Source organism: Kineosporia babensis (genome assembly GCF_021129305.1).
GTDB classification, from domain to species: domain Bacteria; phylum Actinomycetota; class Actinomycetes; order Actinomycetales; family Kineosporiaceae; genus Kineosporia; species Kineosporia babensis.
Window position 1 is genome coordinate 249655 of the sequence record NZ_JAJOMB010000008.1, and the last position, 15791, is coordinate 265445.

Here is a 15791-nt window from a genome sequence, read left to right on the forward strand (position 1 = left end):
CTGCTCCCGCGTCTGCGTGCGACTACGTGCCTCAGCCGACCGGCACCGCGGCCGGCTGCAGCTGCACGTACACATGTCCGTTCTCAATTACCACGGCATGTGTCCGCACCGGCACCCGGGCGGGCGGACCGCTCGGCTCCCCGGTGCGCAGACTGAAGCAGGCAGCGTGCAGCGGGCACTCGACCGCGCAGTCGTCCGCTTCGACGTATCCATCGGTGAGCGACGCGTCCTGGTGGGTGCAGGTGTCGTCGATGGCGTAGTACTCGCCGCGGACGTGGAACACCGCCACCGGTACGCCGTCCGGCCCGTGTTCGACACGAACCGCTTCACCCTCGGGGATTTCCCCGACCGCACAGACCCGAATCACGGCAGGCCTCTTCTCATACGAAGGACTTGGAGGGGGGTGGATCTAGCTGATTTGTTGCGTCTTGCACAACGCGAAGTGCGATAAGCAACAGCGTGCGGCCGACGCGGCCCACGCGTCAAGACATAACGGGGTTACTGGCAGGGAGCTATGGTTTCTTACATGGGGGAAACGAACCGCTCCGGAGGTGACGCCTCGCAAGTGCAGTCCGTCGACCGGGCCCTGTCCGTCCTCGACCTTCTGGCCAAGCACGGTGAGCTCGGGGTGACCGAACTGGCCGCCGAGCTCGACGTGCACAAGTCAACCGCCTTCCGCCTGGTGACCGCGCTGGACCGGCGGGACCTGGTGCAACAGATCGGAGACCGCGGCAAGTACCGCCTGGGGCTGGGCATCCTGCGCCTGGCCGCTGCCACCACCGGCCGGCTGGAGGTCAGCCACGAGGGCCGCGAGGTCTGCGAACGGCTGGCCAACGAGCTCGGCGAGACCGTCAACATCGCGATCATGGAGGACGACGCGGCGGTCAACGTGCTGCAGGAGTACGGCAACGCCTCGGTGATGACCCGGAACTGGATCGGCCGGCGCACCCCGCTGTACGCCACGTCCAGCGGGAAGGTGCTGCTGGCGTTCGCCGACGAGACGGCCCGCAAGGCCGTGCTGGAATCGACACTGGAACCGCTCACCGACAACACCACCACCGACCCGCAGCAGTTGCTGCGGGAGCTGGACGAGGTGGCCCGCCGCGGCTGGGCCTGCACCAGCGAGGAGCTGGAGATCGGCTTGACCGCGCTGGCCGCACCGATCCGGGACGGTGGTGGCCGGGTGGCCGCGGCGGTCAGCGCCTCGGGGCCCTCGTTCCGTCTCACACCGGACTCCTTCGAGGAGGTCGCCGAGAAGCTGGTCGCCGGTGCAGCCGAAATCAGCAGCCGCCTAGGGTATTACGGAGCCTGAAAGTTTCGTCCGGGTTTCCGGAACCGACCGCTGAGCGCAAAAACGGTTGCGCCGCCTCCCTTGACGGAAGGCGGCGCAACCGTTCGTTCACGGCCTACTGCGGCTGCTGACCCCAGCCGGGCTGCGGACCGGCCTGCGGGACGAAGCCGCCCTTGGGGCTCGGGCCGTGCTGGTTCTCGCCCGGGTGGCTGTCCTGGACCCAGAACACCACCAGCACGATGAACCCGATCAGCGGGATGATGCTGATCAGCTGCCACCAGCCCGAGCGGCCGGTGTCGTGCAGCCGGCGGGCGCCGACGGCCAGCGAGGGGATCAGGAACGCCAGGGTGACGATCGCCTGCACGATCGGCGAGCCGATCACCTGGTCGATGATGCTCGCGACGATGCCGACGACGAAGCTGAAGAGCCAGAACCACCACAGCTCCGAGCGCCGGGCCCGGCCGCTGAAGGTGGCGTACTTCTTGGTGAGTACCGTCTGCACGGCGTCTTTGAACGACACGCTGCTCTCCTGAACGGTCGGATGACGGGGAAGCGGGACCGGCCGCCGGTGCCTGCCGGCCTTGGGTCGGAAGATTATGATCTTCAGTAAATCCCGCAACTCGGGCATCAGGCGTTCAGTGCGTACAAACGTCCTCGATCGGCCGGACAAAAGAACAGTGCGCCGCTTCCGAGAAGGAAGCGGCGCACCGAAGTCGCGTCAGCGGATCAACGCCATTCGCCGTTGCCCTGCTGACCTTGCTGGCCCTGCTGGCCGTACTGACCCGGCTGCTGCCCGTACTGACCGGGCTGGCCGTAACCCTGACCCTGCTGGCCATAACCCTGGCCCTGGCCCGGCTGCCCGTACTGACCCGGCTGCCCGTAACCAGGCTGACCCTGCTGACCAGGCTGGCCATAACCCTGACCCTGGCCCGGCTGGCCGTACTGACCAGGCTGGCCGTACTCGGGCTGCGGCTGACCGTAGCCGGGCTGCTGCTGACCATAGGGGGGCTGCTGGCCGTACCCACCCTGGTCCTGCTGACCCCCGTAAGAAGGCTGACCGCCGTAGCCAGGCTGCTGACCGTAGCCCTGCTGCTCCCCGTAACCGGGCTGCTGACCGTAAGCCTGCTGCTGGCCGTAGCCGGGCTGCTGGCCGTACCCCTGCTGGCCATAACCCTGCTGACCGCCCCAGCCGCCGTCTTCCTTGGGGTTGGGACCGTGCTGGTTACTACCCGGCTTGCTGTCCGACACCATCCAGACGAACAGCACGATCCAGCCGATGATCGGGATGATCCACAGCAGCAGCCACCAGCCCGAACGGCCGGTGTCGTGCAGCCGGCGGACCGCCACACCCAGGCTCGGCAGGAAGAGGGCCGCAGTGACGATCCAGTTGATCACATTGATGCCCAGGAGCCCGTCGATGAACCCGGCGACGAAGCCGACCAGCGAGCTGAAAAGAGCGAACCACCAGTACTCCGAGCGCCGGGCGCGCCCGCTGAAGTCTATGTACTTCTTGGTGAGCACCGTCTGCACGGCGTCTTGGAACGACACTCTGCTTCTCCAGGCCTAGAGGAACCGATCGGGCGAATCGCCACGGAACCGCGAAACTAGCACCCTCTGACCAGCCCTGACACTCACTTACCGGGCAGCGAACCAGTGCTGGGCCGCGGGCTCGGTGTTCTCGTACACATGCTTGGCCTCGCGATACTCCGCCAAGCCTGACGGCCCGAGCTCGCGGCCGGTACCCGAGAGCTTGAATCCACCCCATTCGGCCTGAGGCAAATACGGACCGAAGTCGTTGATCCAGACCGTGCCGTGCCGCAACCGGGCCGCCACCCGCCGGGCCCGGCCGCGGTCGCTGGTCCACACCCCACCGGCCAGGCCGTAGCGCGTGTCGTTGCCCAGGAACACCGCCTCGTCCTCGCTGGTGAACCGCTCAACGGTGACGATCGGCCCGAAGGTCTCCTCCTGCACGATCCGCATGTCGCGCCGGCAGTCCACGAACACCGTGGGCCGGTAGTAGTAGCCGCTCTGGTCCTCGGCGAGCCGGGTGCCGCCGGTCAGCAGCCGCGCTCCCTCGGCCAGCCCGACCCGCACGTACTCCTCCACCTTGGCCAGATGCTCGGCCGAGACCAGCGGCGGCATCTCAGAGTCCTCAGCGAGGCCGGGGCCGATCCGGATCAACGAGGCCCGGCGCACCAGCTCGGCCACGAAGGCGTCGGCGATGCTGTCTTCCAGCAGCAACCGGGTGCCGGCCGAGCAGACCTGCCCGGCGTGCAGGAACACGGCAGTGAGCGCGGCGTCCACCGCAGCCGACTGATCGGCGTCGGCGAAGACGATGTTCGGGTTCTTGCCGCCGAGCTCCAGCGCCACCTTCTTCATCGACTCGGCCGCCGTACGCATGATCGTGCGCCCGGTCTGCAGCCCACCGGTGAACGACACCAGATCCACGTCGTCGCTCTCGACCAGCGCGGCCCCGGCCACCCCACCGGCACCCAGAACCAGGTTGACCACCCCGGCCGGCACCCCCGCGTCCTCCAGCAGCCCCACCAGGACCAGCGTCGTCAACGGGGTGACCTCACTGGGCTTTACCACCATCGTGCAGCCCGCGGCCAGAGCCGGCGCGATCTTCCAGGAGATCTGCAGCAGCGGGTAGTTCCACGGACCGATCAGGGCACAAACGCCGACCGGTTCGTAGACCACCTGGCTGACCACCGCCGGATTTCCGGCATCGACCAGCCTTCCCGCCTCGCCCAGGGCCAGCGCGGCGTAGTAACGAAACACCGCCGTCACATCGTCGACATCGATCTCGCTCTCGCGCAACGTTTTTCCGGTGTCAAGAGTTTCGATCCGGGCGATCTGCGAGCGGTGGGCCTGGAGCAGGTCAGCGACGCGAGAAAGCACGGCGCTGCGCTCGGAGGCCGGCGTGGAGCTCCATCCGCCGTCGTCGAAGGCCTTGCGCGCGGCTGCCACGGCCTTCGCCGCGTCGTCTGCGGAAGCCTCGTCCACCTGGCAGAACTCAACGCCGTCGGCCGGATTCAGCACCGCCCGGCGGGACGACCCGCTCAGCCAGGAGCCGTCGATGTAGAGCGTGCCGGCCACCACCGGCATCCCGTCCGGACCGACTACGAGCTGATGATCCGCGGAAGACATCTGGACCCCTCACCAATCGTGATGATTCACTGTGGCTGTTGCTTGGAGCGGAACTTAGTGCGCTGGACGCAACGATATCCGGCCTGCATCAGGAGGAGTCCATGAGCGAGCGGTTCGACTACGTCATCGTCGGTGGGGGTTCGGCGGGGTGCGTGCTGGCGAACCGGCTGAGCGAGGACCCGGGCACCAGCGTGCTGGTGCTCGAGGCCGGACGCCGGGACTTCGCCTGGGACCTGCTGATTCACATGCCGGCCGCGCTGACCATGGTGATCGGGAACCCGCTGTACGACTGGCGTTACCGCTCCGAGCCGGAGCCCCACATGCACGGCCGGCGGATCTCGCACGGCCGGGGCAAGGTACTGGGCGGTTCCTCGAGCATCAACGGGATGATCTTCCAGCGCGGCAACCCGATGGACTTCGAGCGCTGGGGTGCCGACCCGGGCATGCAGACCTGGGATTTCGCGCATTGTCTACCGTATTTCAAGAAAATGGAGAACTGCCTGGCCGGGGCGGACGAGTGGCGTGGCGGCGACGGCCCGCTGGAGCTGGAGCGCGGCCCGGCCACGAATCCGTTGTTCGGCGCGTTCTTCGCCGCGGCTCAGCAGGCCGGCTATCCGCTGACCGACGACGTGAACGGTTACCAGCAGGAAGGTTTCAACCAGTTCGACCGGACGATCCGCGGTGGCCGCCGGCTCTCCGCAGCGCGCGCCTATCTGCACCCGGTGCTCAAGAATCGCCCGAACCTCCAGGTGCGCACCCTTTCCCTGGTCCACAAGGTGCTTTTCACCAATGGACGCGCGAGTGGAGTCGAGTACACCCGCTCACTTCCGTTCGGCGGACCTTTGGGGAGGATCGGCAGCGGGCCGCGGCGGGTGGAAGCAGGCGAGGTGATCCTGGCCGGCGGAGCGATCAACACCCCGCAGTTGCTGCAGTTGTCGGGCATCGGGAACGCGGCCGAACTGGGCGCGCTGGGCATCGAGGTGGTGGCCGATCTGCCCGGTGTGGGTGAGAACCTGCAGGACCACCTCGAGGTCTACGTGCAGCACGCCTGCCGTCAGCCGGTCTCGCTCAATCCTTCACTGAAGCTGCACCGCCGGCCCGCGATCGGCCTGGAATGGCTGCTGCGCAAGACCGGCCCGGCCGCGACCAACCACTTCGAGGGCGGAGGCTTCGTTCGCAGCAATGACGACGTTGCCTATCCCAATCTGATGTTCCATTTCCTGCCGGTGGCCGTGCGCTACGACGGCAGCGCCCCGGCCGCCCGGCACGGGTACCAGGTGCACATCGGCCCGATGTACTCCGACGCCCGCGGCAGCGTGAAGATCACCAGCACCGATCCGCGCCGGGCGCCCGCGATGACCTTCAACTACCTCTCCACCGAGCAGGACCGCCGGGAGTGGGTGGAGGCGATCCAGGTGGCCCGCCAGATCCTCGCCCAGCCCGCCTTCGCCGAGTTCAGCGACGGGGAGATCTCCCCCGGCCCGGGCGTGGCCACCGACGACGAGATCCTGGACTGGGTGGCGCGGGACGCGGAAACCGCCTACCACCCTTCCTGCACGGCCAAGCTCGGCACCGATCCGATGGCCGTGGTGGACCCGCTGACGATGGGCGTGCACGGTGTTCCCGGCCTGCGGGTGGTCGACGCCTCGGCGATGCCCTACGTGACCAACGGCAACATCTACGCCCCGGTCATCATGCTGGCCGAGAAGGCCGCCGACCTGATCCGGGGAAACGCCGCCCTCCCGGCCGAGCCGGCCCCGTTCTACCGGCACCAGATTCAGCAGCTGGACGAAAAGCACACGGCTTAACCCGGCCGTCCGCTTCTTCAACATTTCTCAACCCGCTTTCACCACGCACCCCGAGGCCGCTCGGCGCTTTCTGTCGTCCCTGCCGACCCAGAAGGCGCAGGATGGCGGTGACCGGCGAGTCATGACCGAGTGTCGATCGATTGTCAACCCGCCGGAAGTCACAATTGGGCGTCTCGGGCAAGCCGCACATACGGGTTTGGCTCGATTAACCGCACCGAAACGACGGCATACCTTGACCATGACCGCTCACCGGGCACAGTGTGTCCCTCGGCAAGAATCGAAGTGCGGCATACGCAACTTTCAGCGGTGCGCCAGTTCTGCGAAAGCGTCCTAGAGAAATTCAGGAGAGGCAATGGCCACCGTCGCCCCGAGCAGTCAGGACCGGGTCAGCGACCCGGGTCCCGCACCGAGCGCCGGGTCGCCGCTGATCTCGGTCCGCGACCTGTGGATGGTGTTCGGCCCGAAAGCCGCTGCCGTGCCGCAGAACCAGGAACTGTGCGGGCTCTCCCGCCGGGACCTGATGCAACGCACGGGTAACACGATTGCCGTGCGGGACGTCTCTTTCGACGTCGCGCCCGGTGAGGTGTTCGTGGTGATGGGCCTGTCCGGCTCCGGGAAGTCCACCCTGGTAAGGTGTCTCACCCGGCTGATCGAGCCGACCGCCGGATCGGTGGTTTTCGAGGGTGAGAACCTCCTCGAGGCGGACCCGAAACGCCTGCGCGACCTGCGGCGTCACAAGTTCTCCATGGTGTTCCAGAACTTCGGCCTGCTGCCCCACCGGCGGGTGATCGACAACGTGGCCTACGGCCTGGAGGTGCGCGGCGCGGGCAAGGCCGAGCGCCGCCAGCGGGCCGGTGAGGTGATCGACCTGGTCGGCCTCGGCGGCTACGAGAACTCCTACCCCGACCAGCTCTCCGGCGGCATGCAGCAGCGGGTCGGCCTGGCCCGGGCGCTGGCCGTCGAACCCGACCTGATGCTGTTCGACGAGCCGTTCTCGGCGCTGGACCCGCTGATCCGGCGGGACATGCAGAACGAGGTCATCAGGCTGCACCGCGAGCTGGGCAAGACCATGGTGTTCATCACCCACGACCTGTCCGAGGCGCTGAAACTGGGCGACCGAATCCTGATCATGCGCGACGGCAAGCCGGTGCAGATCGCCACCGGCGACGAGCTGGTGGCCCGGCCGGCCGACGACTACGTGCGCGACTTCGTCTCCGACGTGCCCAAGGGTGACGTGCTCACGCTGCGCTGGATCATGCGCCCGGTCACCGACGCCGATCCCGACGAGGGCCCGGAACTCGGTCCCGACGTGGTGGTGCGCGACGCCACCCGGGTGGTCCTGGAGAGTCATCGGCCGGTGCGCGTGGTGCAGGACGGAAAGTTACTCGGAATCGTCGGCCAGGACGAGATTCTCAGCATCGTGGCGGGCGCCCGGTGACCGTGCTGACGGCCTCCCGGGCCGCCTTCACCCGTCCCGGCCGGGGCCGGCTGATCGTCGCCGTCGTCGGTGTTTTCGTGGTGCTGGCGGCGATCCTGCGGGGCACGCACACCCTCTCGCTGGTCCCTTCCGACACCACCGCGCTGCACCGCTGGTTCAACGAGGTCAACCGCTGGGTCTCCAGCAACCGCAACGAGAGCCCGCTCTTCCTCTACTTCTTCAACGAGATCCGGGCCTTCGTCGGCTCGCTCACCACCTTCTTCCAGGACCTGATCGCCCAGCCCAGCTACGGCCGGCCGGTACCGATCATCGGCTGGCTGGGTGTGGTGGCGATCCTGACCCTGCTCGCCCTGGTCTTCGCCAACCTGCGGGTGGCCCTGCTGGTAGTAGCCGGGTTCTCCTTCATCGGCCTGCAGGGGCTGTGGGAGGAGAGCATGCAGACGCTCGCCCTCACCCTCTCGGCCGTGTTCCTGGCGCTGCTGATCGGGATCCCGCTGGGTATCTGGGCGGGTCTGTCCGACCGGGTCCATGCGGTGCTCAGCCCGGTGCTGGACTTCCTGCAGACCATGCCCACCTTCGTCTACCTGGCCCCGTTCACCCTGCTGTTCCTGATCGGCCCGGCCTCGGCCACGCTGGTCACCCTGGTCTACGCGCTGCCCCCGGCGGTGCGCTACACCGCGCACGGCATCCGCTCGGTGCCGCGGGCCAGTGTGGAGGCCTCGGAGTCGCTCGGCGCCAACGGCTTCCAGCGGCTGGTCGGGGTGCTGCTGCCGATGTCGATGCGCACCGTGGTGCTCGGCCTGAACCAGACCATCATGGCCGCGCTCTCGATGGCCACCGTCGCCGCCCTGATCGACGCGCCCGGCCTGGGCAAGACCATCCTCAAGGCGCTGCAGACCCTGGACGTGGGCACCTCGTTCAACGCCGGCCTGGCGATCGTGGTGATGGCGATCGTGCTGGACCGGCTGACCACCGCGGCCAGCCGCCGGGCCCCGGTGCAGCAGCAGCCCCGCTGGCGCCGGCCCCTGCTGATCGGGGCCGGCCTGGCCGCGCTGTTCTGCGTCTACCTCTCCCGCACCTACGTCTGGGCCGCCGAGTTCTCCACCGGCTCCACCATCGGTGACGACATCGCCCGGCTCAGCAGCACCTTCTCCGACTGGGTCACCAGCACCTTCTCCGACCTCACCGGCTGGCTGAAGGACACCACCACCGCGCTGCTGCTGGACCCGCTGCAGACCCTGCTGGTGGAGTCGCCCTGGTGGCTGGTGGCGGCACTGCTGCTGGCCCTGGCCTTCCTGCTCGGCAACCTGCAGGCCACCGTGGTCACCGCCTTCTGCGTGGCCGGCCTGGTGCTCAGCGGCCTGTGGCAGGACAGCATGACCACGCTGGCCGCCACCCTGCTGGCCACCGCCGCCACCCTGCTGCTGGGGGTCGCGGTCGGGGTCTGGATGGCCCGCAGCCCGCGCGCCGACCTGATCATCCGGCCGGTGCTGGACGCCCTGCAGGTGATGCCGCCGTTCGTCTACCTGGTGCCGTTCCTGGCGCTGTTCGCGGCCAGCCGGTTCACCGCGATCCTGGCCGCGGTGCTCTACGCCGCACCGGTGGTGATCAAGATCGTCGCCGACGGCATCGTGGCGGTCTCCCCCACCGCCGTCGAGGCCGCCATCGCCTCCGGCTCCAGCACCTGGCAGACGATCTGGAAGGTGCAGCTGCCGATGGCCCGCCCGGCCCTGGTCCTGGCCGCCAACCAGGGCATCTGCTACGTGCTGGCGATGATCGTGGTCGGTGGCCTGGTCGGGGCGGGCGCGCTGGGCTACGACGTGGTGGCGGGCTTCTCCCAGGGCGAGCTGTTCGGCAAGGGCCTGACCGCGGGCCTGGCCATCGTCGTGCTGGGCATCATGCTCAACCGGATCACCCAAGCGGCCGCGGAGCGTCGGCGCAACGCCTGAACCACTTCATCAGGAGGATGAAAGATCTTGCGAGAGAACGTGAAGGCCAGGAGGGTCGTGACCGGGGCGGCAGTGCTTGCCCTGTTCCTGTCCGGTTGCGGCGGCGAGACCATCGAGTCCGGCAGTGACGGCGGGGGCTCCGGTTCCGGCGAGAACTGCGGCACGGTGAACCTGGCGGTGAACCCCTGGGTCGGTTTCGAGGCCGACGTGGCCGTGGTCAAGTACGTCGCCGAGGAAGAGCTCGGCTGCACGGTGAACACCAAAGACCTTACGGAAGAGGTCTCCTGGCAGGGTTTCGCCTCCGGTGAGATCGACGTGATCCTGGAGGACTGGGGCCACCCGGAACTCGAGCAGCAGTACGTCGAGGACCAGAAGGTCGCGGTCAAGGTCGGGGAGAGCGGCAATGTCGGCCAGATCGGCTGGTTCGTCCCGCCGTGGATGAAGGAGAAGTACCCCGACATCACCGACTGGAACAACCTGAACAAGTACGCCGACCTGTTCAAGACCTCCGAGTCCGGCGGCAAGGGTCAACTGCTGGACGGTGACCCGTCGTTCGTCACCAACGACGAGGCCCTGGTGAAGAACCTCGACCTGAACTACAAGGTGGTGTACTCGGGCAGCGAGGCGGCCCTGATCACCGCCTTCCGCCAGGCCGAGGAGAAGAAGGAGCCGCTGCTGGGCTACTTCTACTCGCCGCAGTGGTTCCTCGCCGAGGTGCCGCTGGTCAAGGTGGACCTGCCGGCCTACGAGGAGGGCTGCGACGCCGACCCGGAGAAGGTCGCCTGCGACTACCCGGAGACCCCGCTGCTGAAGTTCGCGCGCAAGGAGTTCATGGACTCCGGCAGCCCGGCCGCGAATCTGGTGCAGAACTTCTCCTGGACCAACGACGACCAGAACCTGGTGGCCAAGTACATCTCGGAAGACAAGATGGACTACGACGCCGCCGCCCAGAAGTGGGTGGAGGAGAACCCGGACAAGGTCGAGGCCTGGATCAAGTAGGGCTCCGCGAAGGGGGTGGCAGCCGAGGGCTGTCACCCCCTTTTGCATGTTCCGATTGAGTTACCCAGCAATAATTTTGGACGTCTACCAGCCTTTGGGCTCTCCGGTGGCACTTGCGCAGTACTTGGCTCTTGACGGGTCGCCTCCGACGATGGACAGTCATGTTGCGCGTGGTGATCTGAGTTGCGTAATACGCACCCCTTCCCTGGAGGCAGTCCATGACCGGACCGCGGGTCGTCATCATCGGAGCCGGTGTGGTGGGCGCCGCCCTGGCCGACGAACTCTCCAGCCGCGGCTGGAGCGAAGTCACCGTCGTCGAGCAGGGTGAGCTGCCCCGGCCCGGCGGCTCCACCTCGCACGCCCCCGGCCTGGTGTTCCAGACCAACCCGTCCAAGACGATGGCCCTGCTGGCGAAGTACACCGTGGAGAAGCTGGTGTCGCTGGATCTGGACGGCGAGCCGTGCTTCCTCCAGGTCGGCGGTCTGGAGGTGGCCACCACCCCCGAGCGACTGGCCGAGCTGCACCGCCGGGCCGGCTGGGCCACCGCCTGGGGCATCAAGGCCAAGGTGCTCTCCCCCGCCGAGTGCGCCGCGCTGTGGCCGATGCTGGATCCGGAGCTGGTGCTCGGCGGCCTGCACCTGCCCACCGACGGCCTGGCCAAGGCCGTGCGGGCGGTGGAAGCCCAGTTGCGGCGGGCGAAGTCGCGCGGAGTCACGGTGCTCGACCGGCACGAGGTGCTGGACGTACTCACCGCCGAGGGCAAGGTCACCGGCGTGCGCACCGATCAGGGCGACCTCGAGGCCGACATCGTGGTCTGCTGCGCCGGTTTCTGGGGCCCGAAGATCGCCGCCATGGTCGGAATGGAGCTGCCGCTCACCCCACTGGGCCATCAGCTCGCCTGGACCACCCCCGTCCCCTCGTTGGCGGGTTCCACCGAAGAGGCCACCCGGCCGATCCTGCGTCACCAGGACGCCGACCTGTACTACCGGGAGAACTTCGAGGGTCTGGGGATCGGTTACTACGGCCACCGCCCGATGCCGGTCTCGCCCGAGGAGATCCTCTCGGTCGACGAGGCCGAGGACATGCCCTCGGTACTGAAGTTCACTCCCGAGGACTTCGCCCCGGCCTGGACCGAGAGTCAGCGCCTGCTGCCCGATCTGGGCGGTTGCGAGGTGGGCGAGGGGATCAACGGCATCTTCTCGTTCACCACCGACGACTACCCACTGCTCGGCCCCTCGAGCGAGGTGGAGGGCTTCTGGGTGGCCGAGGCGGTCTGGGTGACGCATTCGGCGGGGGTCGGCGCGGCGATGGCGGAATGGCTGGTGGACGGCCACTGCTCAAGCTTCGACCTGCACGAGTGCGACGTCAACCGGTTCGAGAAGCACCAGCTGACACCGGATTACGTACAGATGCGGGACTGCCAGAACTTCGTCGAGGTCTACGACATCAAGCACCCGCTGCAGCCGATGGAGGAGCCACGGCCGCTGCGAGTGACGCCGTTCTACCACCGGCAGCAGGAACTGGGAGCGATGTTCCTGGAGGCCTCGGGCTGGGAGCGGCCGCAGTGGTACCGGGCCAATGCCTCTCTGGTGGAACGATATCCGGCGCCGGTTCCGGATGCCTGGGCCGCGCGCTACTGGTCGCCGATAGTCGCCGCCGAGGCGCAGTACACCCGCGAGCACGTCTCGATGTTCGACATGACGGCGCTGAAACGGCTCGAGGTCACCGGCCGAGGGGCCACCGCGTTTCTGCAGCAGATGTTCACCGGGAATGTGGACAAGTCAATCGGTTCAGTGACTTACGGGCTGCTTTTGGACGAGGACGGCGGGATCCGCAGCGACGTCACCATCGCGCGGCTCGGGAAGGATCGATACCAGGTCGGCGCGAACGGCGCCCTGGACGAGGCCTGGCTGAACCGGCATCTGCCGGCGGACGGGCTCACCCAGGTTCGGGACATCACGGCCGGTACCTGCTGCATCGGGCTGTGGGGGCCGCGAGCGCGGGACGTACTGGCTCCGCTCACCGCCGACGACATCTCCAACGAGGGCCTGAAGTACTTCCGGGGCAAGCAGATCCGGGTCGGGCACGTGCCGGTCACCGCGTTGCGGCTGTCCTACGTCGGAGAGCTGGGCTGGGAGCTGTACACCACCTCGGACCAGGGCCAGAAGCTCTGGGACACGTTGTGGGCGGCCGGTCAGGAGCACGGGCTGATCGCGGCCGGGCGTGGGGCGTTCAACAGCCTGCGCCTGGAGAAGGGCTACCGCTCGTTCGGCACGGACATGACCTTTGAGCACGACCCCTGGGAGACCGGGGTCGACTTCGCGGTCCGGTTGCAGAAGGAGTCGTTCCTGGGCCGCGAGGCCGTGGTGGCGCGCCAGGAGCAGGTTGCGCGGCGGTTGACCTGCCTGCTTTTGAACGTCCCGGAGACCGGCGCGTACGACCAGCCCTTGGGCAAGGAGCCGGTTTTCGACGGAAATGCCTGCGTCGGCTACGTCACCAGCGCGGCGTACGGTTACACGATCAACGCCCCGATCGCCTACGCCTGGCTTCCGGCCGAGCTGTCGGCGCCCGGGCAGCGGGTGGAGATCGGCTACTTCGACCGACGTCTACCCGCCACCGTGGCCGCCGAACCGCTGTTCGACCCGGAGATGAAGCGCCTGCGCGGCTAGGTCGTGTTTTGGAAGTCCATGCCTACTGCGGGGCACCCGGTGGCCGCCTGGACTGCGCCGTTGGGACGCCCACGTAGAACACCGCTACGAGGGCGTCCCAACGGCTTGCCAGACGACCACCGGGCACCTCCTCGCTACGGCAGCGACTTCCAAGACACTCCCTAGCTCGTTTTTCCTAAGGATGCATGACGGCACCTTTGAGCACCTTGTCCACGGCGTTCTTCGGGCCGTGAACGGCCAGGCCGACCAGGTCCAGTTCTGCGGTGGGTACGGCCGCGACCGCCGCCCGGTTGTCGCGGTCGTTCCCGCTGCTGAACAGCTCGCTGGTGAAGATCGACATCGGCAGCCGGCGGCCCAGGGCCCTACCGTGCGCGGCGGTGAGCACGTCCTTGCCGCCCTGGAACACCAGCACGGGCTGGCGCAGCATCGCCAGGTAGCCGGTGCCGTCGGCGTCCGCGTAGGCGTCGCCGACGAGTTCCGGCTGCCCGGCGGTGATCCCGCTGACCAGGAAGGCGCACACGTTGAGGCGCTGCCAGGAGGCCAGGTCCTCGCGCAGCAGCACTGCGATCTTGGTGTCGAAGCGAATCGGTTCGCGGTCCGCGTCGGGGCTCACCGTCCCCCAGCCGCTAGGCGGCCGGGAGGTGCCCCCAGTCCTCAATTCAGTAAGACTCACACCAGCGATCGTGCCGCCGCACTCGTCCTCTGCTCTTGTACGTTCTTTGCATGGCGGGTGAGGCGCCGGAACTGAAGGCGTGGCAACCAGGCGTCCACGGCGTCCTGGAAGTGCTGCACGCCCGCTTCCAGCAGCACTCCTACCCCATGCACGCGCACGAGTCGTGGACCCTGATGCTGCTCGACGCGGGGGTGGTTCGCTACCACCTGGGCCGCCACGAGCACGGCGTGCTCACCTCGATGGTCACCCTGCTACCGCCCGGCGTACCCCACGACGGCCGCGCCGCGGGCCCGGACGGCTTCCGCAAGCGCGTGATCTACCTGTCGGAATCGCAGTTCAGCCCCGGCCTGGTGGACGCCGCCCGGCGTACCCCGTCGCTCGACGACCCCTTCATGCACCGCCGCGTGCACCAACTCAATGTCGCCCTCAGCCGGCGCACCGAAGACCTGGAGGCCGCCAGCCGCCTCGCCCTGATCCGCGAGCGCCTGGAGACCGCGCTGGGCGGCACCGTGGCCAACTTGGAGCACCGCAGCAGCCTGGCCCACGACCTGCGCGACCTGCTGGACGGCAGCGTGGTCGAGGGCATCGCCCTGGAGACGGCCGCCCAGACCCTGCACAGCCATCCCACCCACCTGGTCCGGGCCTTCACCCGGGAGTTCGGCATGCCACCGCACCAGTACCTGACCGGGCGCCGGGTGGAGAAGGCCCGGCACCTGCTGCTGTCCGGCGAACCCCCGGCCCGGGCCGCCGTGCTGGCCGGCTTCTACGACCAGTCCCACCTGGCCCGGCACTTCCGGCGGATGCTGGGCACCACCCCCGGCCGCTTCCGCACGGCCCGGGCATAGATTGATGTCGCCCTGCGTAGTGCCCGGCTGACCTGGAGGTAATTCGTGAGCCTGATCCCCCGCACCGACCTGGACGTTCATCCGCTCTGCCTGGGCGGGAACGTGTTCGGGTGGACCGCCGACGAGCAGCAGTCGTTCGCCGTGCTGGACGCGTACACCGCGGCCGGGGGCAACTTCGTGGACACGGCCGAGGGGTACTCGCACTGGGTACCGGGCAACGTGGGCGGGGAGTCCGAGACGATCATCGGCAACTGGCTGGCCCGGCGCAAGCGCCGCGACGACGTGGTGATCGCGACCAAGCTCAAGGGGCTGACCCGGGACAGCATCCGGGAGAGCGTGGAGGCCTCGCTGCGGCGGCTGCAGACCGACTACATCGACCTGTACTACGCCCACTACGACGACCCGGACGCGCCGCAGGAGGAGACTGCGGCGGCCTTCGGGGAGCTGGTGACCGAGGGCAAGGTGCGGTACCTGGCGGCGTCCAACTTCAGCACCGAGCGGCTGGCCAGTGCGCTGCGGATCTCCGACCAGCTCGGGGTGGCCCGTTACGTGGCCATGCAGCCGCACTACAACCTGATGGAACGCGAGGTGGTCGAAGGTGAGCTGGCCGCGCTGCTGGCCCAGGAGGACCTGGCCCTGTTCCCGTACTACTCGCTGGCCAGTGGCTTCCTGACCGGCAAGTACCGGACGGTGAGCGATGTGGCGGGCCGCGAGCGCGGGGATCGGGCCGGAACGTACTTGAACGAGCGCGGTTTCCGGGTGCTGGACGCGCTGGACCGGGTGGCCGGGGCGCACGGCGTCACGCCCACCACGGTCTCACTGGCCTGGCTGCTCAGCCGGCCGAACGTGCTCGCCCCGATCGCCAGCGCCCGTACCGTGGAACAGCTTCCGGCCTTGCTGGCGGCCGCCGAGCTGAAGCTGACCGAGGCCGAGGTGGACGATCTCACCACGGCCTCGGCGTAGAGCCTG

Annotated in this window: 13 protein-coding genes; 8 read left to right on the plus strand and 5 right to left on the minus strand. The window is 68.1% G+C overall.

What is annotated here, in order from left to right:
• Positions 1 to 31: 31 nt before the first annotated feature.
• Entirely contained in the window at positions 32 to 367 is a 336-nt protein-coding gene (locus LR394_RS17325; protein ID WP_231443126.1) for a bifunctional 3-phenylpropionate/cinnamic acid dioxygenase ferredoxin subunit, read from the minus strand.
• Between the two features lie 159 nt (positions 368 to 526).
• Here LR394_RS17325 and LR394_RS17330 point away from each other — a divergent pair, with 159 nt between their 5' ends.
• Complete coding sequence (locus tag LR394_RS17330; RefSeq protein WP_231443127.1) at positions 527 to 1312, plus strand: IclR family transcriptional regulator; 786 nt, start codon at positions 527 to 529, stop codon at positions 1310 to 1312.
• 94 nt (positions 1313 to 1406) lie between these two features.
• Here the strand turns inward: LR394_RS17330 and LR394_RS17335 are convergent, their stop codons facing one another.
• The 3 genes from LR394_RS17335 to LR394_RS17345 all read right to left on the minus strand — a co-directional run bounded on the left by LR394_RS17335 (position 1407) and on the right by LR394_RS17345 (position 4399).
• Positions 1407 to 1811: a DUF805 domain-containing protein gene (locus LR394_RS17335; protein WP_231443129.1), complete on the minus strand. Its 405-nt coding sequence runs from the start codon at positions 1809 to 1811 to the stop codon at positions 1407 to 1409.
• A 206-nt stretch (positions 1812 to 2017) separates the two neighbouring features.
• Complete coding sequence (locus LR394_RS17340) at positions 2018 to 2839, minus strand: DUF805 domain-containing protein (RefSeq protein ID WP_231443131.1); 822 nt, start codon at positions 2837 to 2839, stop codon at positions 2018 to 2020.
• Between the two features lie 87 nt (positions 2840 to 2926).
• On the minus strand, positions 2927 to 4399 hold the full coding sequence (locus tag LR394_RS17345) for an aldehyde dehydrogenase family protein (protein ID WP_407937071.1): 1473 nt from the start codon (positions 4397 to 4399) through the stop codon (positions 2927 to 2929).
• A 143-nt stretch (positions 4400 to 4542) separates the two neighbouring features.
• Between LR394_RS17345 and betA the strand changes: the two genes are divergently transcribed.
• The 5 genes from betA to LR394_RS17370 all read left to right on the plus strand — a co-directional run bounded on the left by betA (position 4543) and on the right by LR394_RS17370 (position 13304).
• A complete protein-coding gene (betA, locus tag LR394_RS17350; RefSeq protein WP_231443136.1) occupies positions 4543 to 6249 on the plus strand; it encodes a choline dehydrogenase in 1707 nt (568 codons plus the stop codon).
• A gap of 448 nt (positions 6250 to 6697) precedes the next feature.
• Entirely contained in the window at positions 6698 to 7687 is a 990-nt protein-coding gene (locus LR394_RS17355; RefSeq protein WP_407937072.1) for a quaternary amine ABC transporter ATP-binding protein, read from the plus strand.
• Complete coding sequence (locus LR394_RS17360; protein WP_231443140.1) at positions 7684 to 9636, plus strand: ABC transporter permease subunit; 1953 nt, start codon at positions 7684 to 7686, stop codon at positions 9634 to 9636. Before LR394_RS17355 ends, LR394_RS17360 begins: the two co-directional genes overlap by 4 nt.
• 27 nt (positions 9637 to 9663) lie before the next feature.
• Entirely contained in the window at positions 9664 to 10635 is a 972-nt protein-coding gene (locus LR394_RS17365) for an ABC transporter substrate-binding protein (protein WP_269329296.1), read from the plus strand.
• 218 nt (positions 10636 to 10853) lie between these two features.
• Positions 10854 to 13304, plus strand: coding sequence for a GcvT family protein (locus tag LR394_RS17370; protein WP_231443145.1), 2451 nt, complete (start codon positions 10854 to 10856; stop codon positions 13302 to 13304).
• Between the two features lie 175 nt (positions 13305 to 13479).
• Here LR394_RS17370 and LR394_RS17375 read toward each other — a convergent pair whose 3' ends face one another.
• Complete coding sequence (locus tag LR394_RS17375; protein WP_231443146.1) at positions 13480 to 13917, minus strand: DUF2000 domain-containing protein; 438 nt, start codon at positions 13915 to 13917, stop codon at positions 13480 to 13482.
• A 110-nt stretch (positions 13918 to 14027) separates the two neighbouring features.
• Between LR394_RS17375 and LR394_RS17380 the strand changes: the two genes are divergently transcribed.
• Positions 14028 to 14822, plus strand: coding sequence for a helix-turn-helix transcriptional regulator (locus LR394_RS17380; protein ID WP_231443148.1), 795 nt, complete (start codon positions 14028 to 14030; stop codon positions 14820 to 14822).
• A 45-nt stretch (positions 14823 to 14867) separates the two neighbouring features.
• Positions 14868 to 15785: an aldo/keto reductase gene (locus tag LR394_RS17385; RefSeq protein WP_231443150.1), complete on the plus strand. Its 918-nt coding sequence runs from the start codon at positions 14868 to 14870 to the stop codon at positions 15783 to 15785.
• The last annotated feature ends 6 nt before the right edge of the window (positions 15786 to 15791 follow it).